Annotated in this window: 20 protein-coding genes and 1 tRNA gene; 15 read left to right on the forward strand and 6 right to left on the reverse strand. The window is 31.8% G+C overall.

All coding sequences use genetic code 11. The features are described 5' to 3' along the window. Position 1: 1 nt before the first annotated feature. The 14 genes from rplR to ACFEL2_RS01090 all read left to right on the forward strand — a co-directional run bounded on the left by rplR (position 2) and on the right by ACFEL2_RS01090 (position 9,995). On the forward strand, positions 2 to 358 hold the full coding sequence (gene rplR / locus ACFEL2_RS01020; protein WP_341751354.1) for a 50S ribosomal protein L18: 357 nt from the start codon (positions 2 to 4) through the stop codon (positions 356 to 358). 15 nt (positions 359 to 373) lie between these two features. Continuing rightward, entirely contained in the window at positions 374 to 928 is a 555-nt protein-coding gene (gene rpsE / locus ACFEL2_RS01025) for a 30S ribosomal protein S5 (protein WP_341751353.1), read from the forward strand. Positions 929 to 1,290: 362 nt separating this feature from the next. Continuing rightward, on the forward strand, positions 1,291 to 1,500 hold the full coding sequence (gene rpmD, locus ACFEL2_RS01030; protein WP_341748190.1) for a 50S ribosomal protein L30: 210 nt from the start codon (positions 1,291 to 1,293) through the stop codon (positions 1,498 to 1,500). Positions 1,501 to 1,520: 20 nt separating this feature from the next. Beyond that, complete coding sequence (gene rplO, locus ACFEL2_RS01035; protein WP_341751352.1) at positions 1,521 to 1,976, forward strand: 50S ribosomal protein L15; 456 nt, start codon at positions 1,521 to 1,523, stop codon at positions 1,974 to 1,976. 3 nt (positions 1,977 to 1,979) lie between these two features. Then, positions 1,980 to 3,281: a preprotein translocase subunit SecY gene (secY, locus tag ACFEL2_RS01040; RefSeq protein ID WP_341748192.1), complete on the forward strand. Its 1,302-nt coding sequence runs from the start codon at positions 1,980 to 1,982 to the stop codon at positions 3,279 to 3,281. A 96-nt stretch (positions 3,282 to 3,377) separates the two neighbouring features. Next, complete coding sequence (locus tag ACFEL2_RS01045) at positions 3,378 to 4,016, forward strand: adenylate kinase (RefSeq protein ID WP_341748430.1); 639 nt, start codon at positions 3,378 to 3,380, stop codon at positions 4,014 to 4,016. Between the two features lie 61 nt (positions 4,017 to 4,077). Beyond that, positions 4,078 to 4,455: a 30S ribosomal protein S13 gene (gene rpsM / locus ACFEL2_RS01050; RefSeq protein ID WP_341748193.1), complete on the forward strand. Its 378-nt coding sequence runs from the start codon at positions 4,078 to 4,080 to the stop codon at positions 4,453 to 4,455. Positions 4,456 to 4,467: 12 nt separating this feature from the next. Continuing rightward, positions 4,468 to 4,854 carry a 30S ribosomal protein S11 gene (gene rpsK, locus ACFEL2_RS01055; protein WP_341748194.1) on the forward strand — a complete coding sequence of 129 codons (387 nt, stop codon included), beginning with the start codon at positions 4,468 to 4,470 and terminating at the stop codon, positions 4,852 to 4,854. A 15-nt stretch (positions 4,855 to 4,869) separates the two neighbouring features. After that, positions 4,870 to 5,889 carry a DNA-directed RNA polymerase subunit alpha gene (locus tag ACFEL2_RS01060; RefSeq protein WP_375332035.1) on the forward strand — a complete coding sequence of 340 codons (1,020 nt, stop codon included), beginning with the start codon at positions 4,870 to 4,872 and terminating at the stop codon, positions 5,887 to 5,889. A 272-nt stretch (positions 5,890 to 6,161) separates the two neighbouring features. After that, positions 6,162 to 6,581, forward strand: a complete 420-nt coding sequence (rplQ, locus tag ACFEL2_RS01065) for a 50S ribosomal protein L17 (protein ID WP_375332036.1) — start codon at positions 6,162 to 6,164, stop codon at positions 6,579 to 6,581. A 24-nt stretch (positions 6,582 to 6,605) separates the two neighbouring features. Further along, positions 6,606 to 6,869 carry a 30S ribosomal protein S20 gene (gene rpsT, locus ACFEL2_RS01070; protein ID WP_341748197.1) on the forward strand — a complete coding sequence of 88 codons (264 nt, stop codon included), beginning with the start codon at positions 6,606 to 6,608 and terminating at the stop codon, positions 6,867 to 6,869. Positions 6,870 to 7,312: 443 nt separating this feature from the next. Then, positions 7,313 to 8,119, forward strand: a complete 807-nt coding sequence (locus ACFEL2_RS01075; protein ID WP_375332037.1) for a glycosyltransferase family 2 protein — start codon at positions 7,313 to 7,315, stop codon at positions 8,117 to 8,119. A 313-nt stretch (positions 8,120 to 8,432) separates the two neighbouring features. Continuing rightward, complete coding sequence (locus ACFEL2_RS01080; protein WP_375332038.1) at positions 8,433 to 9,470, forward strand: IS630 family transposase; 1,038 nt, start codon at positions 8,433 to 8,435, stop codon at positions 9,468 to 9,470. A 204-nt stretch (positions 9,471 to 9,674) separates the two neighbouring features. Beyond that, a complete protein-coding gene (locus ACFEL2_RS01090; RefSeq protein WP_341751348.1) occupies positions 9,675 to 9,995 on the forward strand; it encodes a hypothetical protein in 321 nt (106 codons plus the stop codon). Between the two features lie 139 nt (positions 9,996 to 10,134). Here the strand turns inward: ACFEL2_RS01090 and ACFEL2_RS01095 are convergent. Both ACFEL2_RS01095 and nth read right to left on the reverse strand, forming a co-directional pair. After that, a tRNA-Ser gene (locus tag ACFEL2_RS01095) sits at positions 10,135 to 10,222 on the reverse strand. Between the two features lie 412 nt (positions 10,223 to 10,634). Beyond that, complete coding sequence (nth, locus tag ACFEL2_RS01100) at positions 10,635 to 11,273, reverse strand: endonuclease III (protein WP_341751347.1); 639 nt, start codon at positions 11,271 to 11,273, stop codon at positions 10,635 to 10,637. Between the two features lie 50 nt (positions 11,274 to 11,323). On the opposite strand from nth, the gene grxD reads away from it, so the two are divergent. After that, entirely contained in the window at positions 11,324 to 11,656 is a 333-nt protein-coding gene (grxD, locus tag ACFEL2_RS01105; RefSeq protein WP_342260359.1) for a Grx4 family monothiol glutaredoxin, read from the forward strand. 79 nt (positions 11,657 to 11,735) lie between these two features. Here the strand turns inward: grxD and ACFEL2_RS01110 are convergent, their stop codons facing one another. The 4 genes from ACFEL2_RS01110 to ACFEL2_RS01125 form a co-directional block, all read right to left on the reverse strand. Further along, positions 11,736 to 12,137 (reverse strand): response regulator, encoded by a 402-nt coding sequence (locus ACFEL2_RS01110; RefSeq protein ID WP_341751345.1) that lies wholly within the window; start codon positions 12,135 to 12,137, stop codon positions 11,736 to 11,738. A gap of 1 nt (position 12,138) precedes the next feature. Then, entirely contained in the window at positions 12,139 to 12,915 is a 777-nt protein-coding gene (locus tag ACFEL2_RS01115) for a HAMP domain-containing sensor histidine kinase (RefSeq protein WP_341755278.1), read from the reverse strand. Positions 12,916 to 13,194: 279 nt separating this feature from the next. Next, positions 13,195 to 13,794 carry a recombination mediator RecR gene (recR, locus tag ACFEL2_RS01120; RefSeq protein WP_341747653.1) on the reverse strand — a complete coding sequence of 200 codons (600 nt, stop codon included), beginning with the start codon at positions 13,792 to 13,794 and terminating at the stop codon, positions 13,195 to 13,197. A gap of 364 nt (positions 13,795 to 14,158) precedes the next feature. Continuing rightward, entirely contained in the window at positions 14,159 to 14,644 is a 486-nt protein-coding gene (locus ACFEL2_RS01125) for an RDD family protein (protein ID WP_341751342.1), read from the reverse strand. Positions 14,645 to 14,687 lie beyond the last annotated feature (43 nt).

Genomic DNA, 14,687 nt, shown 5'->3' on the forward strand with positions numbered 1-14,687 from the left:
TATGCGTAGTTCAAAGTTAAAGTTTGATATAAGAAAGGCTAGAGTAAGGTCTAAGATATCAAAGGTATCAAACAGACTCAGGCTGTCTATTTTTAAGTCTGGAAAGCACATATATGCACAAGTCATAGATGACAAACAATCAATAACTATTGCATCTGCTTCGACTTTAGATAAAGAAATTAGACAGTTAAAAAAATCCAACTGTAATATTGGTACAGCCACGAAAGTAGGTGATTTAATAGGCGAAAGAGCATCGCTTAAAGGGGTACAAGAAGTTGTATTCGATAAGGGTGGTTATAAATATCATGGTGTTGTTAAGGCTTTAGCTGATGCAGCAAGAAAAAAAATGAAATTTTAATTTTAGGTTTAAGAAATGGCTAAAGCTAAAAAAAATACAAGTGAAGCACTAACAGAAACTTTGGTGGATGTAAATAGAGTTACTAAAGTAGTAAAGGGGGGTAGGAAATTCTCTTTTTCTGCTTGTATTGTTGCTGGTGATAAAGCCGGTAAGGTTGGTTATGGTCATGGCAAAGCGAAAGAGGTAACAGAAGCTAGAGCTAAGGCTACTCAAGAAGCAAGGAAAGATATGATTAAAATTCCTCTTTATCAAAATAGAACTATTCATCATGATGTCATTGGTAAAAGTGGAGCAGCTAAAGTCATTTTAAGAAGAGCCAAGGCAGGTACTGGTGTTATTGCTGGTGGTGCTATGAGGGCAATCTTTGATTCTTTAGGAGTTCATGATATTGTTGCCAAATCTTTGGGTTCTAGTAATGTATATGCGATGATTGCTGCAACTTTTGATGCGTTATCTCAACTATCTTCTCCAAAGAATATTGCTGAAAGGAGAGGAAAAAGAATAAATGAGGTATCAACTAAATCTACAAAAGGGCAACAAATAATATCAGAACCAAGTGTGCAAGTTTAAATAGTGTAATAGTCCTTCCAGCGTAGGCTCATGAGTGTCAACTTAAGAAGTTTTGATTTGGTAGGTAGCAGAATCTAAAAAATAAAGAAAAATGCATTCTTAAAGTGATTTTGTGAATGCATTTTAAACCTTAAGCTAAAAACATGATTTTAAAAGATTAAAATCATGTTTTTAGCAAAATATTAATTTAACAATCAGATGCAGAGTCGTCTCAAATCTGATTGTTTCGATAATTTCACCGAATTTGGGATAAGAATTGACAAATTCTTATCCTGAATTTGCGTGTGAATGGGGCTTTGAAGCAATGGGCTATAGTGAGTCTTTATATTTAAAGTAAAGTAATAATTGGGTTGTAGGAATTTATGAGTAGTAATCAAGAAAAAGTGAATGAGGTAAAGGTTAAAGTTACCCAAATTGGTAGTAGTATAGGTCGTAAATATGATCAGGAAGAAACCTTGGTAGGTTTAGGTCTAAATAAAATGCATAAATCTGTTATTTTGAAAGATACAAACTCTGTTAGAGGGATGATCAAGAAGGTACAACATTTGTTAAAAGTAGAAAATATAAATTAGAATAAATTAGAGTTTAGAAAATGAAATTAAATGAGTTATCTAACAATTTTGGTGCCAAGAAAGATAAAAAAAGAGTAGGTCGAGGTATTGGCAGTGGTAAAGGTAAAACATGTGGCAGAGGTGTTAAGGGACAGAAATCTAGATCTGGTGTAGCTATCAAAGGTTTTGAAGGGGGTCAGATGCCTATGATTAAAAGATTGCCAAAGAGAGGCTTTAACTGTCCTAGTTCTAAGAAATATAGTGTAGTAAATATTGCTGATATAGAATTTTTAATAGCAGAAAATCGTTTGAACTCAACAGAAGTTGTAACAAAGGATAGATTAGTTGAAGTCGGGTTAATTAAGAATAATAACTTATTGGTTAAGTTATTATCTGTTAGCAGTGGTGATTTTAATAGTCCCTTATCATTTCAATTAGATGCTTATTCTAGCTCTGCTAAGAAGTTAATAGAACAAGTTGGTGGTCAAATATTGTAATTTATGAGTTTAAATTCCACACAAAAATCTAATAAAGACTTAGCTAATAGGATTATTTTTACTATTTTGGCTCTTATAGTATGTAGATTTGGGTCATTTATTCCTATAGCGGGTATTGATTCGGTTGCATTAAGCAGTGTGGCGGAACAAAATCAATCGGGTATACTTGGTATGTTTAATATGCTATCTGGGGGATCCCTAGGTAGAATGTCTATTTTTGCTTTAGCAATTATGCCATATATAACTGCTTCAATTATCATTCAATTAATGTCAATAGCCTACAAGCCTTTAGAGAATTTAAAAAAAGAAGGTGAGGTTGGTAAAAGGAAAATCAATCAATTATCTAGGTATTTAACTGTTTTATTAGCTTCTTTTCAGGCATATGGTGTTGCAGTAAGTTTGGAACATGTTGTGACTAATGTAGGTCCAGTAGTTATTATACCTGGGCTTTTTTTCAAGGTTACTACCGTTATTACTTTAGTTGTAGGTACTATGTTCTTAATGTGGCTTGGTGAACAGATTACTGGTAGAGGTATTGGTAATGGATCGTCCTTAATTATATTTATAGGTATAGTGTCGGGTGTACCAAGTGGTATTATAAGCATGTTTGAGTTGTCAAGAAGTGGTGGTTTGTCTCCGATAGTAGTTATGGCTATTTGTTTAGGAGTTATTGTAATTATAGCTATAATAATTTTCTTTGAGAAGGCACAGAGAAAAGTTTTGGTACAATATCCAAAAAGACAAGTTGGTAATAAAATTTATGGTGGTGATTCGACTCATATGCCTCTTAAACTTAATACTTCTGGGGTAATTCCGCCAATATTTGCTAGTTCGATTTTATTGTTTCCTGTGACAATAGCTAATTTTTCTAGCAATAATTCAGAAATTATGAGTTTATTAACTTTCCATCTAGGGCATGGGAAGCCTTTATATATTTTGTTGTATGTTGCGTTGATAATGTTTTTTAGTTTTTTTTATACAGCAGTAGTTTTTAATTCAGAAGAAACAGCAAATAACTTAAGAAAATATGGGGCATATATTCCTGGCAAAAGGCCTGGTAAGAATACTGCGGAATATTTTGATTATTTGTTAACTAGGTTAACTGTAATAGGTGGTATATATCTTAGTTTTATATGTATAGTTCCTGAAATGTTAATGAATAAATATGCCGTATCTTTTGCCTTAGGGGGTACAAGTTTTTTAATTGTTGTTAATGTTGTTCTAGATACATTTGTACAAATTCAAACTCATTTATTTAGCAGTAAGTATGAGGGATTAATTAAAAAAATGAAGTTAAAAAACTAACTTATATTATAAAAAAACAATTCTTTAAAGCAAAAAATTATACATTTTAACTTAGTGGAGGGTATATATTATGTTATGTTTAAAGAAGAGTTTCAAATGATTATAGTGCTTATAGGGTCTCCTGGTTCAGGGAAGGGAACTCAAGGGCAGTTATTGGCAAGAAAGTTAAATTTACCTCATGTGTCTACTGGCGATATATTCAGGCAAATGGTAAAGGTTAATAACAAGGATGGTTTGTTAATTAAAGAGTATATGGCACAAGGAAAACTTGTCCCTCCTAAATTGGTGAATAATGTAGTTAAGGAGTTTTTAACTCAGGATATATATAAAAACGGTTATGTTCTAGATGGTTATCCTCGTAATTTAGAGCAAGCTAATTTTCTAAGAATGTTTGCTAATCAAAAGATTAAAGTTGTGTTTTTCGACATAGACGATCAAGTGATTATCAAGAGGATTCTAGGTAGATTTAATTGTGAAAATTGTGGACAAATTTATAATAGTTATTTTATTAAACCTAAGGTTGATAATGTCTGTGATGTTTGTGGATCAGATAAATTTATGCACAGACAAGATGATGATGAACAGACTATTAAGCAAAGAATAGAAGAATATAAAATAGAGACTTATCCGTTACTTAACTATTATAGAGATAATAGTGAATTCTATGTTGTTGATGCAAATAAGGATAAAGAAGAAGTAGAGCTTGTTTTATATAAAGTATTAAAAATGATTTGACTTTAAGGGATATTTTTATATTATTCCCTTTTGGTTATTATCGAAATTTTGGAGATTATTTGTGGCAAGAATAGCGAGTGTTAATATTCCAGCAAACAAAAGATTAGTAGTGAGCTTAACATATATTTATGGGCTTGGTTTTTCTGCTGCAGAAGAGATTTGTCGAAAAACTGGAATATCTGAAAGTAAAAGGGTCAAAGACTTAACAGATCAAGAGCTTATTATTTTACGTAATATTATTGAAAAAGAATATAAAGTAGAAGGTGATTTAAGAAGAGAGGTGAATCTTAATATCAAGAAGAAAAAGGATATTAGAAGTTACCAAGGTCTTAGACATATAAGAAAGTTGCCTGTTCGAGGTCAGAATACTCATTCTAATGCTCGAACAAGAAAAGGTAAAGCTGTTGCGATTGCCGGTAAGAAAAAAGTTACAAAGTAATATGGTATAATGATGAGTCAGGCTAATACTAAGGTCAAGAAAAAAAGAAAAAATATCACTCTTGGTGTTGTTCATATAAAGACAACTTTTAATAATACTATTGTTACTTTTACGGACGTGCAAGGTAATGCTATAGCTTTTTCAACAGCAGGTACACATGGTTTTAAGGGGGCTAGAAAGGCTACGCCTTATGCTGCTCAAATAACTGTTGATAAAGCCTCAGAAGTTGCAAAAGAACACGGTCTGAAAACTGTTTCAATTAGAGTGCAAGGTGCAGGGGCTCAAAGGGAATCGGCTATGCGTGCGGTATTTAGTCAAAATTTTATAGTTACGTCAGTTTTAGATGTTTCGTCTGTTGCACATAACGGTGTTAGAGCACCAAAAAGAAGAAGAGTATAGGGGCATAGGTAAATAATGTTATCATTAAATAAAAACTGGAGTGCATTAATAAAACCTTCTAAGATAGTTTATGACAGTCCTGATAAGAGTAGTAATATAGTAAAAATTGTGGTTGAACCTTTAGAGAGAGGCTTTGGTTTAACAATAGGTAATGCTATGAGGCGAATTCTACTCTCATCTCTTCAGGGTGCTGCAATAACATCAATAAAGATACTAGGGGTGGTGCATGAATTTTCTGCTATACCTGGGGTTAAGGAAGATTTAGTTGATGTAGTTTTGAATCTTAAGTCTGTGGTCGTTAAGATGCATTCTTCGGAAAGAAAGATTGTCAGATTAAGTGCTACTGGTCCTTGCGTTGTGACTGCTGGGATGATTGGAACAGGGCATGATGTGGAGGTACTAACCCCTAACCATGTGATTTGTACTTTGGCAAAAGGGGTTCAGCTTGAAATGGAATTAGTGTGTGAGACGGGAAAAGGGTATGTTCCTGCTGCAAGCAGCGTTGGTTCGGAATTAGCTATTGGCGTTATCCCAATAGATGCGTTATTCAGTCCTGTAAGAAAGGTTACCTATAAAGTTGATAATACACGTGTTGGTCAAGTTACAGATTATGACAAATTGATTATGACCGTTGAAACTAATGGTAGTATTTCTCCGGAGATGTCTATAGCACTTGCTGCTAGAATTCTGCAAGATCAGTTACAATTATTTATTACATTTGAAGAACAAACAGAAGATAAACAGGATAAGTTAGAAGAATTAGCATTTAATCCAGCGTTGTTGAAGAAAGTTGAGGAATTAGAATTATCTGTTAGATCTCAGAATTGTTTAAAAAATGAAAATATAATTTATATAGGCGATCTTGTTATCAAAACAGAAGCAGAAATGCTTAGAACTCAAAACTTTGGTAGAAAATCTCTTAATGAGATTAAGGATATATTATCAGGCTTTGGTTTAAAATTTGGTATGGACATACCAGGATGGCCTCCAGAAAATATTCAGGAACTATCTAAGCGTTATGAAGATCCATATTAATAAAACCTGAATTAGATGTAACAGGTTATATCTAATTCAGGGATACATATAGAAACAATCAGGTTTGAAGGAGTTCGTCACCTGATTGTTAAATATTAATTTGCTAATAATCTTATTTTTATATCATATAAAAATTAAGATTATTAGCGGTAATAGATTAAAATGCATTCGTAAAAGCCGCTTCAAGAATGCATTTTTCCTTATAACAAGCCAATTCGATATAAGAATTAACAATTCTTATATCGAATTGAGGTTAATACAAAGGTAATAACATGCGACATAAAATTAAGGGTAGAAAGCTTAATAGAACAAGTAGTCATAGACAGGCGATGTTTGCTAATATGGCTGCTGCACTTGTGATGAATGAGCAAATAAAAACAACTTTACCTAAGGCTAAAGAGCTTAGACCATATATTGAAGTACTAATAACTAAGGTCAAGAAATCTGATTTAGCGACTAGAAGAATGTTGCTTGCTAAAATTAAAGATAAAGTGGCAACTGAAAAGCTTATTAGTGTTTTAGGAAAAAGATATAGTGAACGTCCAGGTGGTTATACTAGGATAATAAAGGCTGGTTTTCGTTATGGAGATATGGCATCAGTAGCTTATATTGAGTTCGTTGATAGAGACGTAAATAGTAAAGGCTGTATGACCCCAAAAGTAGAAAGTCATAGCCATGAAGAACAAAACTAATAAATCTGTAGGAAAATAATAAATATGGCTAATCATTCATCAGCAAAAAAGGCAATAAGACAAACAATAAAAAAAACTTTAATAAATAAGAATAGGTCAAGTAGAATTAAAACATATATAAAAAAAGTTTTGCAAGAAGTTATTAGTGGCTCAAAAGAATCAGCTAAATTAGCTTTGACTGTTGCACAATCTGAAATAATGAAAGGTGTAACAAAAAACATTATCAAATTAAATACAGCCTCACGTAAAATCAGTAGATTATCTCAAAAAATTAAAAATATGAATTAGCTTCTAGCTTATTGTGTATGCCTTTTATGTAATACCAATCTCGATGAAAGATAGTTTAATAGCCTAGGGTGTATTATCCCTGCCTTATTACTATTACCCACATTCTAGATTTGTGGGGCGTCGTATATGACGTCAGTAGGTTCAAATATACGACTTTTAAAAGATGTAGGTAATAGTAGGTATGCAAGTGAGGATTCGAGAACAAAAAAGAGTGTTCACGAATAGATTCCTTTTGGTAATTTTGTTGTCAAAATTTGCTTTCGTTCCTCATGGACATATTATGTACTGTTTGTGGTTACTTGGCTACTCTTTTACTCAGAAATTCCTCAAAAATTATTCAATTTGTGGGTACTTCCTAAAAATAATGAACATATAGACTATAGAAATGAAACCTTTACAGAAGCTAGATAGAAAATGTATGCAAGGACCTAGTTGAGAGGGATATGCTAAAGATTTCAGCCTTTATTATCACAAAAAATGAAGCTACTAGGATTGCAAGAGCTATCAACAGTGTTAAGGACATTGTCGAGGAGCTTATTGTTGTTGATAGTGGGAGTACTGATGATACAGTACAAATTGCTAGAAATTTAGGAATCAAAGTGATTTTTAACGAATGGAATGGTTATGTTAAACAAAAGACTTTTGGCGAAAATTTATGTCAGAATGACTGGATATTAAATATTGATGCTGATGAAGAACTATCAAAAGAATTACAAGATGAAATAGAGTTTATATTTGCTTCAAATAATCAAGCTAATTATTTAGCTTACCGTACTAAAATTGTTATATTGCACCGTAATGATCAGAAGGTTTGTCGTTTTGCTCCTTATAATAAATGTATCAGATTATATAATCGTAAATATAGTAGTTTTTCTAATAATAACACTACTACTCATGATTCGGTGTTGTTTAATCCAAATATTAATTCACAAAACAAAATCTATGATTTAAATGGTATAATTTATTATAGGTCTGGCACGTCAATTGAGCAACTAGTAGCTAAAGCAAATTTTTATTCCTCTGAGCAAGCAAAAGATTTAGTTAAATTAGGTAGGAATCCATCAAAAACAAGAATTGCTACAGAAAGTATTTTTTATTTTTTAAAATCATTTTTTATAAGACGATATTGGGTATTTGGTTTTGATGGTTTTGTTGATTCTATGATTTTTGCTTTTGCACGGTTTATAAGACTTGCTAAAGCAAGAGAGTTGTTAAATAATAAAAAAGACGATAGCAACATAGAAGCGTAGATTACATCAATAGCCTACAATTTTTGTAAGGAGTTTAGTAGTAAGCTCAGCATATAGACATAAGTACAGGGCAGTTTAAAAGTTGTTATCAGTGGGTGGTATAAATATAGATTTAGCTTCTATTGATGTTATACCAGCCTCGGTGCGGGAAAGCAATGTTCTGAGGGGATATTTATAGATTGTAGACCCTTGTTTTGGCAGGGGATCACCAATTCTATTACTATGACTCAAACATTTCTATATTGGCTATAATGTATATACTGCTCGTAAATGAAGAGTTGAAGGAAGAGAAGAAAGAAGCTAGAATATGATAATGGGAAATATTTTAACATCTGAACAAAGAACGGTACTGAAGTCAAGTCATGGTAATGAACGAGATAGGAGAGTATGTGACCGAATTAAGGCAGTTTTGCTGTATGATAAAGGTTGGAGCTATGGAGAAATAGCAGAAGCATTGCTGTTAAGTGAAGAAGCTATAAGAAAGCATGTAAGAGATTATCAAAAATTTAATAAATTAGAGACAGCTACCGGTGTTAGTGCAAGTAAGCTAAGTGAGCTAGAAGAGAAAGAGTTAATAGAGCATTTAGAAATATGTAATTATGTTTATGCCAAAGATATCAGCAATTACATAGAAGAAAAATACGGTGTTACCTATACAATAGCAGGAGTAACAAAACTATTAATCAGATTAGGCTTTGTATATAAGAAGCCAAAGATCGTACCCGGCAAGCTTGATATAGATAAGCAAGAACTATTTAAGCTAGAATATAGTTTGTTAAAAGGTAATCTCAAGGCTAAAGAAGCTATATATTTTATGGATAGCGTTCATCCTCAGTATCAAACAAAAGCCCGTTATGGTTGGATCAGAAAGAATCAAAATAAAACTTTACCAACATTTAGTGGCTGGAAAAGGAAGCATTTAATAGGAGCAATTAATTTATCTGATTTGCAATTAGTTAGCACAGATAATCCTAAAGTAAACGGTGATTATATAATCAATTTTCTACAAAAATTAGAAGCAGAAAATCCTAATAAAGAGAAGATATATTTGATTTGTGATAATGCTGGGTATCATAAGTCAAAGAAAGTAAAGGAGTATCTAGTAAATAGCAAAATAGAATTAGTATTTTTACCTTCCTATAGCCCTAATCTTAATCCGATTGAACGATTATGGAAATTTATGCATAGAATTGTAACAAATAATAAATTTTACCATAATTTTGCTCAATTCTCAGAAGCTATAGATAGATTTTTTGCTAATATTGATAAATACAAAGGTAATTTGCTTACTCTTATAACTGACCAATTTCAGACTATAACTTTTAATCATTTTGCCAACTCTTCAGGTTAATTGAGTATATATATAATAGGCCTCTTTCGAAACTCGCTTGTGCTGAAGGATTTGAAGGAGACGCTTCACCTCGAACCGCAGTGTACTCTAATTCCGTTACGGATTCGAGTACCGCATCGATGTACAAATCACCAGCAGAAGTAGAGTTTCGAAAGAAGTCTAATATCTAGATATGGAAAAAATCAAGAAAATTGTGGACAAACTGTGTCAAAGCCTGAATCAACTGAGGAACAAAACGTTAATTTACCACTTGAGGTAACGACGAAAAGAGATGAAAAAACTTTGTCAGAAATTGAGTCAACTGAGGAGCAAAGTGTTAATTTACCTACAGAGGTAACGGTAAGCTCAGCAAATGAAGCATCACCCTGCAATTCCTCTGATGCATCTCCAACTGATGACGAGTCAGATTACGATTCAGATTCTGATTCAACAGATGGCTATTCAGGAGGTAACGGGTCTAAGCAAGAAGCTAGTGGGAAATTGCCTAGGTGGCTCAGTGATATTGCCAAACAGGCTAAAGTGTAAATTGTAATCAGGTTTTGATCCCCTATTGTAATAGGGTTAAAAATATATTTTTTTGTAGGTCAAATTTCAGGAAATTTGTCTGAGAAGTTACATATGAAATTTTTAGTAAAGTAAAAAATCCTGAAATCCTGATAAGAACTGGCGGAGAGGAGGGGATTTGAACCCCTGACACGTTACCGTGAACACGCTTTCCAGGCGAGCGCCTTAAACCACTCGGCCACCTCTCCATCTATGGGAATTCAGAATAACAAGTTACATCGAATTCAGTATTATATATAGAAACAATCAGGTTTGAAGTGGCTGCCCACCTGATTGTTAAAATATAATACTCCATTCAATATGTGATTTTAATTATTAAAATCACATATTGAATGATGAAAAAAGTTAAAATGCACCCGCAGAAGCGCTTCAAGAGTGCATTTTTCCTTATAACAAAGCAAGTATCGATATAAGAATTATTAATTCTTATATCGAACTAAGGTTACGTAAGCAATAGGTTTGGTATACTATTCGTCTTTAAAGTGTTAGCATTGTCTTACTATCGGGACTTTGCGTACTCACATACTAAATATACGATTAGTTAACTTGTCACTCGTACTCCTAGCCAATTCTTTAAAGCAGAAGTGCATCTACAGTTTGCTACTTCAGAAAATTATTAGCATAATACTCACAATATTCTTTAACTGGGCAAGCAGGGCAATTTGGTACTCGTGCTTTGCAAATATACCTACCAAGCAATATCAACCAGTGATGAGCATGTTGTAACCATTTTTTATCGATAACTTTAACTAATTCAAGTTCTACTTTTTTGGGAGTATTACTATTTGCCAGTCCTAATCTTTTAGAAACTCTAAATACATGCGTATCAACTGCGATAGTTGACTTACCAAAGAGGCAATTCAATACTACATTAGCAGTTTTTCTTCCGACACCTGGCAATTTAATTAAGTCATCAAAATTGTTAGGTACTTTGCTGTCATACTTATCTATCAAAATTCGACAAAGTGCAACAATATTTTTTGCTTTGGTTATAAATAAACCTATTGATCTTATATAGGTTCTTACCCCTTCTTCCCCGAGCTCTAATATTTTCTCTGGTGTATTATACTTCACAAACAATAATCTAGTTGCTTTATTAACTGAAACATCAGTTGCTTGTGCGGATAATATCACCGCTACTAATAGAGTAAAATTATTCACATATTCTAATTCCGTTCGGGGAGTAGGATTATTTTGGCTTAAAATTTCAAAAATTTTATCAACTATTTGAGCTTGCATAATATAACATTTAAGAGTAAAAGAAGTTATAATTTTTATCAGGTTTAGGAATGTTAGAGAATAGAAATTTTGATTTTATAAAAAATGAAATTGCTAATCATGATATTGTATTATTTATGAAAGGCACTGCTAATTTTCCTCAATGTGGTTTTTCTGCTACCGTTGTTTCTATCTTAAAAAAACTTGGCGTAGAATTTCGTGATATTAATGTTTTAACCGATCCTAGCTTACGTGAAGATATCAAATCTTTCAGTGATTGGCCTACCATACCACAGCTTTATATAAAAGGGGAATTGATAGGTGGCTGCGATATAGTACGTGAGATGTATGAAAACGGTGACCTTGTTTCATTATTAAAAAATAAACATATAATATCTAAGTAACCTCAATTAGATATAAGAATATTTATCTTATATCTAATTGCCTTATAAATGAGTATACTCTTTTGCTTTGAGTATATATCTAGTTATGGAACTGCCTTATAGTTTCAAGCAGTTCTTCGTTTTTATAAGGTTTATGGATTAGGTATGTTGCTTGTTCTTGTAAGAGCTTTTGCATTTCCTGATGATTGCTAGACAAACCAGTTTGAAAAATTATAGGAATATGTGCAAGGTTCTCATCACTTCTTATTTGTTTATGTACTTCACAACCTGTCATATCAGGAAGAGAAATATCAAGAAATATTAACTCTATTGTATTAGCATGTGTTTTAGATAAATTAACTGCTTCTTGTCCGGAATAAGCACTGATAATTTTATATTTTTGTTCATAATGTAGCACTAAGTTTATTACGTCATGGCAAATTGGTTCATCATCAACAAAAAGTATAGTAAATACTTTTGCAATATTATCCTTTGTAAGCATTTTATGTCTCTTTTTTATCGTATACAGGAATCATAAATTCTAATTTTGTTCCTCTTTTACGGTTATTCTCGGCATAAATATAACCATTATGAGCCAGTACAATTTCTCGGCAAATAGATAAACCAACACCTGTACCAAGAAAATTATTATTAGTTCGTGAACTACGAGTAAATACTTCAAAAATAGTCTCAAGTTCTGAGTCTGGAATTCCTATACCTGTATCGATTAGGCTAAAGCACCAATAAGGAATATTTTCATGATTTTTTAAATCAATTACCGCTATAATTAATCCTTCCTTAGTATATTTGAGTGCATTATTAAATAAATTATTTAATAATTGGTTAATCCTAATTTTATCTCCATTAATCATTGCTTTTGTAATACTATGATCAATAAGAATAATATTAATTCGATCGTTAATTATGTTTAATTCTGTAAGTTGCTGCACGGTCTCTTTTATAGAAGATAATAGATCCATAGCAACAAAATTAAACTGCATTTTCCCGGTACTAAACTTAGATAGGTCTAGTAGGTCATTAATTAATTTTATAAGACGTTGATTATTTTTAGCTATTATACTGACATACTTTACGTGTTCTTGCTCATCCATTTTATCCCAATTTTCATATAAAAACTGAGCGATACTACTTCCCCCATGTATCGAAGTCCTAATTTCGTGAGTAACGTGATTCAAAATATTATCTTGCTCTGATATCTTTTGTTCTAATTCTAATATTTTAGTTTTTGAATTATTTCTTAAATTAAACCACGAAAACATCTTGTACCTGCAAATATAAAGAACTACAGGAATCAAAAATATGACTAAAATAGTCCAAAAAAGTTGGTACATATGCTTACTTTAGTTAAAATAATTATATGCAAGGTAAAATATAAAATAAACTAATGAAAATATCTAAAAATTTCAAATTAACATTTCATATAAATAATTCTAATTTAGTAATCTTTGATAATTTATTAACAAAATTTAATATAATATCTAGCCAACAGTTTATATATTATATTAAATTTTTCAACACAATAAATAATTTTTAATAAATTAGTCAAAAGGCTGTCTTAAGGTTATTGCAGCTGATAAAGTTCCTTCATCTAAATAGTCTAGTTCTCCACCTATTGGAATGCCGCTAGCTAATCTTGATATTTTGATAGTATAATCTTTGAAATATTCAGTAATGAAATAAGCTGTAGTTTGACCTTCTAAGGTAGAATTAGTTGCAATAATTATTTCATTAATGTTATTCTCTTGGCATCTAGCTAGTAATTCTGGTAGTCTTAATGCTTTAGAATTATGGCTATTTGCAGTTGACAAATTATGTCCTAGTACATGATAATATCCATTAAAAATGCCACTACGCTCTATTGCCCACAATTCTGTCACTGTTTCAACAATTGCTATAATAGATTTGTTGCGATCATCAGATGAACATACTCTACAAATATGATGAGAATCTATGTTGCCACAAATATCGCACTTGACAACATTATTATCTACGTAAGAAAGAGCGGAAATTAAACCTTTTAACCTAACGTCTTTTTCTTGTAAAAGATGCAGGACTATACGCCTTGCTGATCTTTGACCAAGACTAGGTAGTTTGGAGAAAAGATAGATCAACTGATCTATTTCATTTAGTTTATTCATTTTAGCATACCTTTACTACTTATAATAACCTCAAATATCGATGTAACAAGTTAATATTAGGCTCAGTATCATCCTCATTAGGGATGAGATATCATCTCTGCTAGCTACTATGTCATCAACTATGATTTTTAAGAAATTAAAAAAAGGTTTAAAATAAAAAAATCATAGTTGATGACATCATTTTTACTACTAATAATCTAGTGATATACTCAAATGATTTGAAGAATTGGATTTGAAAATGAATGGTGAGCATGCTAGGCGTACATACAGTATAGTTACGCATGCGAATCCATGATATTTTCAAAAAACAATTCTTCAAAGCAGAAGAGTATACTACAACTTTTAAAATTAATACTATTGTGTTTTAACTTTTAATAACCACTGTTCCAGCAATTTTATCATGCAAAGCTTGGCGTTGTTTAGAAAATAGTATAAACCAAATACCAACTAGCACTAATACATATCCACAAAATCTTTTAATTAATTGCCATTTACTAGGTTTTCCAAGAGTGATTGCGTCTACTATTTTCATATGCATAACCATTTTTCCTGGAGTAGCACCCAAATAAATCCAAAAACCAATAAAATATGTTGCAGCTAGGGCAAAATTAATTATAAACATTAAAATAAATAATGTAAGAACATTACTAGCAGTTACATTTTGAACTAACTCCGGTTTCGTGCTACCCATTATTAGTATATCCGCTATACTAGCTTTAAAAAAAAATAAAGACAGTCTAGATAACATAAAGTGGGTGATCGGAGTTGTAAAAATTGATAACAAAAACGAATCTAGGCAAGAAGCAAAGAGCCTAGGAATTAGTTTAGGGTATATAATTTGTTTATTCATTTTTTTCTATATATATCACGGAAGTTCGATGTAACAAGCTACA

This window comes from Candidatus Tisiphia endosymbiont of Temnostethus pusillus (genome assembly GCF_964264675.1).
Lineage (GTDB): Bacteria > Pseudomonadota > Alphaproteobacteria > Rickettsiales > Rickettsiaceae > Tisiphia.

Bases quoted from the DNA above. Each gene is read 5' to 3' on its own strand.
- ACFEL2_RS01110 (WP_341751345.1), bottom strand. From the start codon at position 12,137: ATGCTTACAAAGGATAATATTGCAAAAGTATTTACTATACTTTTTGTT.
- ACFEL2_RS01045 (WP_341748430.1), top strand. From the start codon at position 3,378: ATGATTATAGTGCTTATAGGGTCTCCTGGTTCAGGGAAGGGAACTCAA.
- rpmD (WP_341748190.1), top strand. From the start codon at position 1,291: ATGAGTAGTAATCAAGAAAAAGTGAATGAGGTAAAGGTTAAAGTTACC.
- rpsK (WP_341748194.1), top strand. From the start codon at position 4,468: ATGAGTCAGGCTAATACTAAGGTCAAGAAAAAAAGAAAAAATATCACT.
- rplO (WP_341751352.1), top strand. From the start codon at position 1,521: ATGAAATTAAATGAGTTATCTAACAATTTTGGTGCCAAGAAAGATAAA.
- rplQ (WP_375332036.1), top strand. From the start codon at position 6,162: ATGCGACATAAAATTAAGGGTAGAAAGCTTAATAGAACAAGTAGTCAT.
- ACFEL2_RS01125 (WP_341751342.1), bottom strand. From the start codon at position 14,644: ATGAATAAACAAATTATATACCCTAAACTAATTCCTAGGCTCTTTGCT.
- ACFEL2_RS01075 (WP_375332037.1), top strand. From the start codon at position 7,313: ATGCTAAAGATTTCAGCCTTTATTATCACAAAAAATGAAGCTACTAGG.
- rpsT (WP_341748197.1), top strand. From the start codon at position 6,606: ATGGCTAATCATTCATCAGCAAAAAAGGCAATAAGACAAACAATAAAA.
- ACFEL2_RS01080 (WP_375332038.1), top strand. From the start codon at position 8,433: ATGGGAAATATTTTAACATCTGAACAAAGAACGGTACTGAAGTCAAGT.
- recR (WP_341747653.1), bottom strand. From the start codon at position 13,794: ATGAATAAACTAAATGAAATAGATCAGTTGATCTATCTTTTCTCCAAA.
- rpsE (WP_341751353.1), top strand. From the start codon at position 374: ATGGCTAAAGCTAAAAAAAATACAAGTGAAGCACTAACAGAAACTTTG.
- grxD (WP_342260359.1), top strand. From the start codon at position 11,324: ATGTTAGAGAATAGAAATTTTGATTTTATAAAAAATGAAATTGCTAAT.
- nth (WP_341751347.1), bottom strand. From the start codon at position 11,273: ATGCAAGCTCAAATAGTTGATAAAATTTTTGAAATTTTAAGCCAAAAT.
- ACFEL2_RS01115 (WP_341755278.1), bottom strand. From the start codon at position 12,915: ATGTTTTCGTGGTTTAATTTAAGAAATAATTCAAAAACTAAAATATTA.
- rplR (WP_341751354.1), top strand. From the start codon at position 2: ATGCGTAGTTCAAAGTTAAAGTTTGATATAAGAAAGGCTAGAGTAAGG.
- ACFEL2_RS01060 (WP_375332035.1), top strand. From the start codon at position 4,870: ATGTTATCATTAAATAAAAACTGGAGTGCATTAATAAAACCTTCTAAG.
- secY (WP_341748192.1), top strand. From the start codon at position 1,980: ATGAGTTTAAATTCCACACAAAAATCTAATAAAGACTTAGCTAATAGG.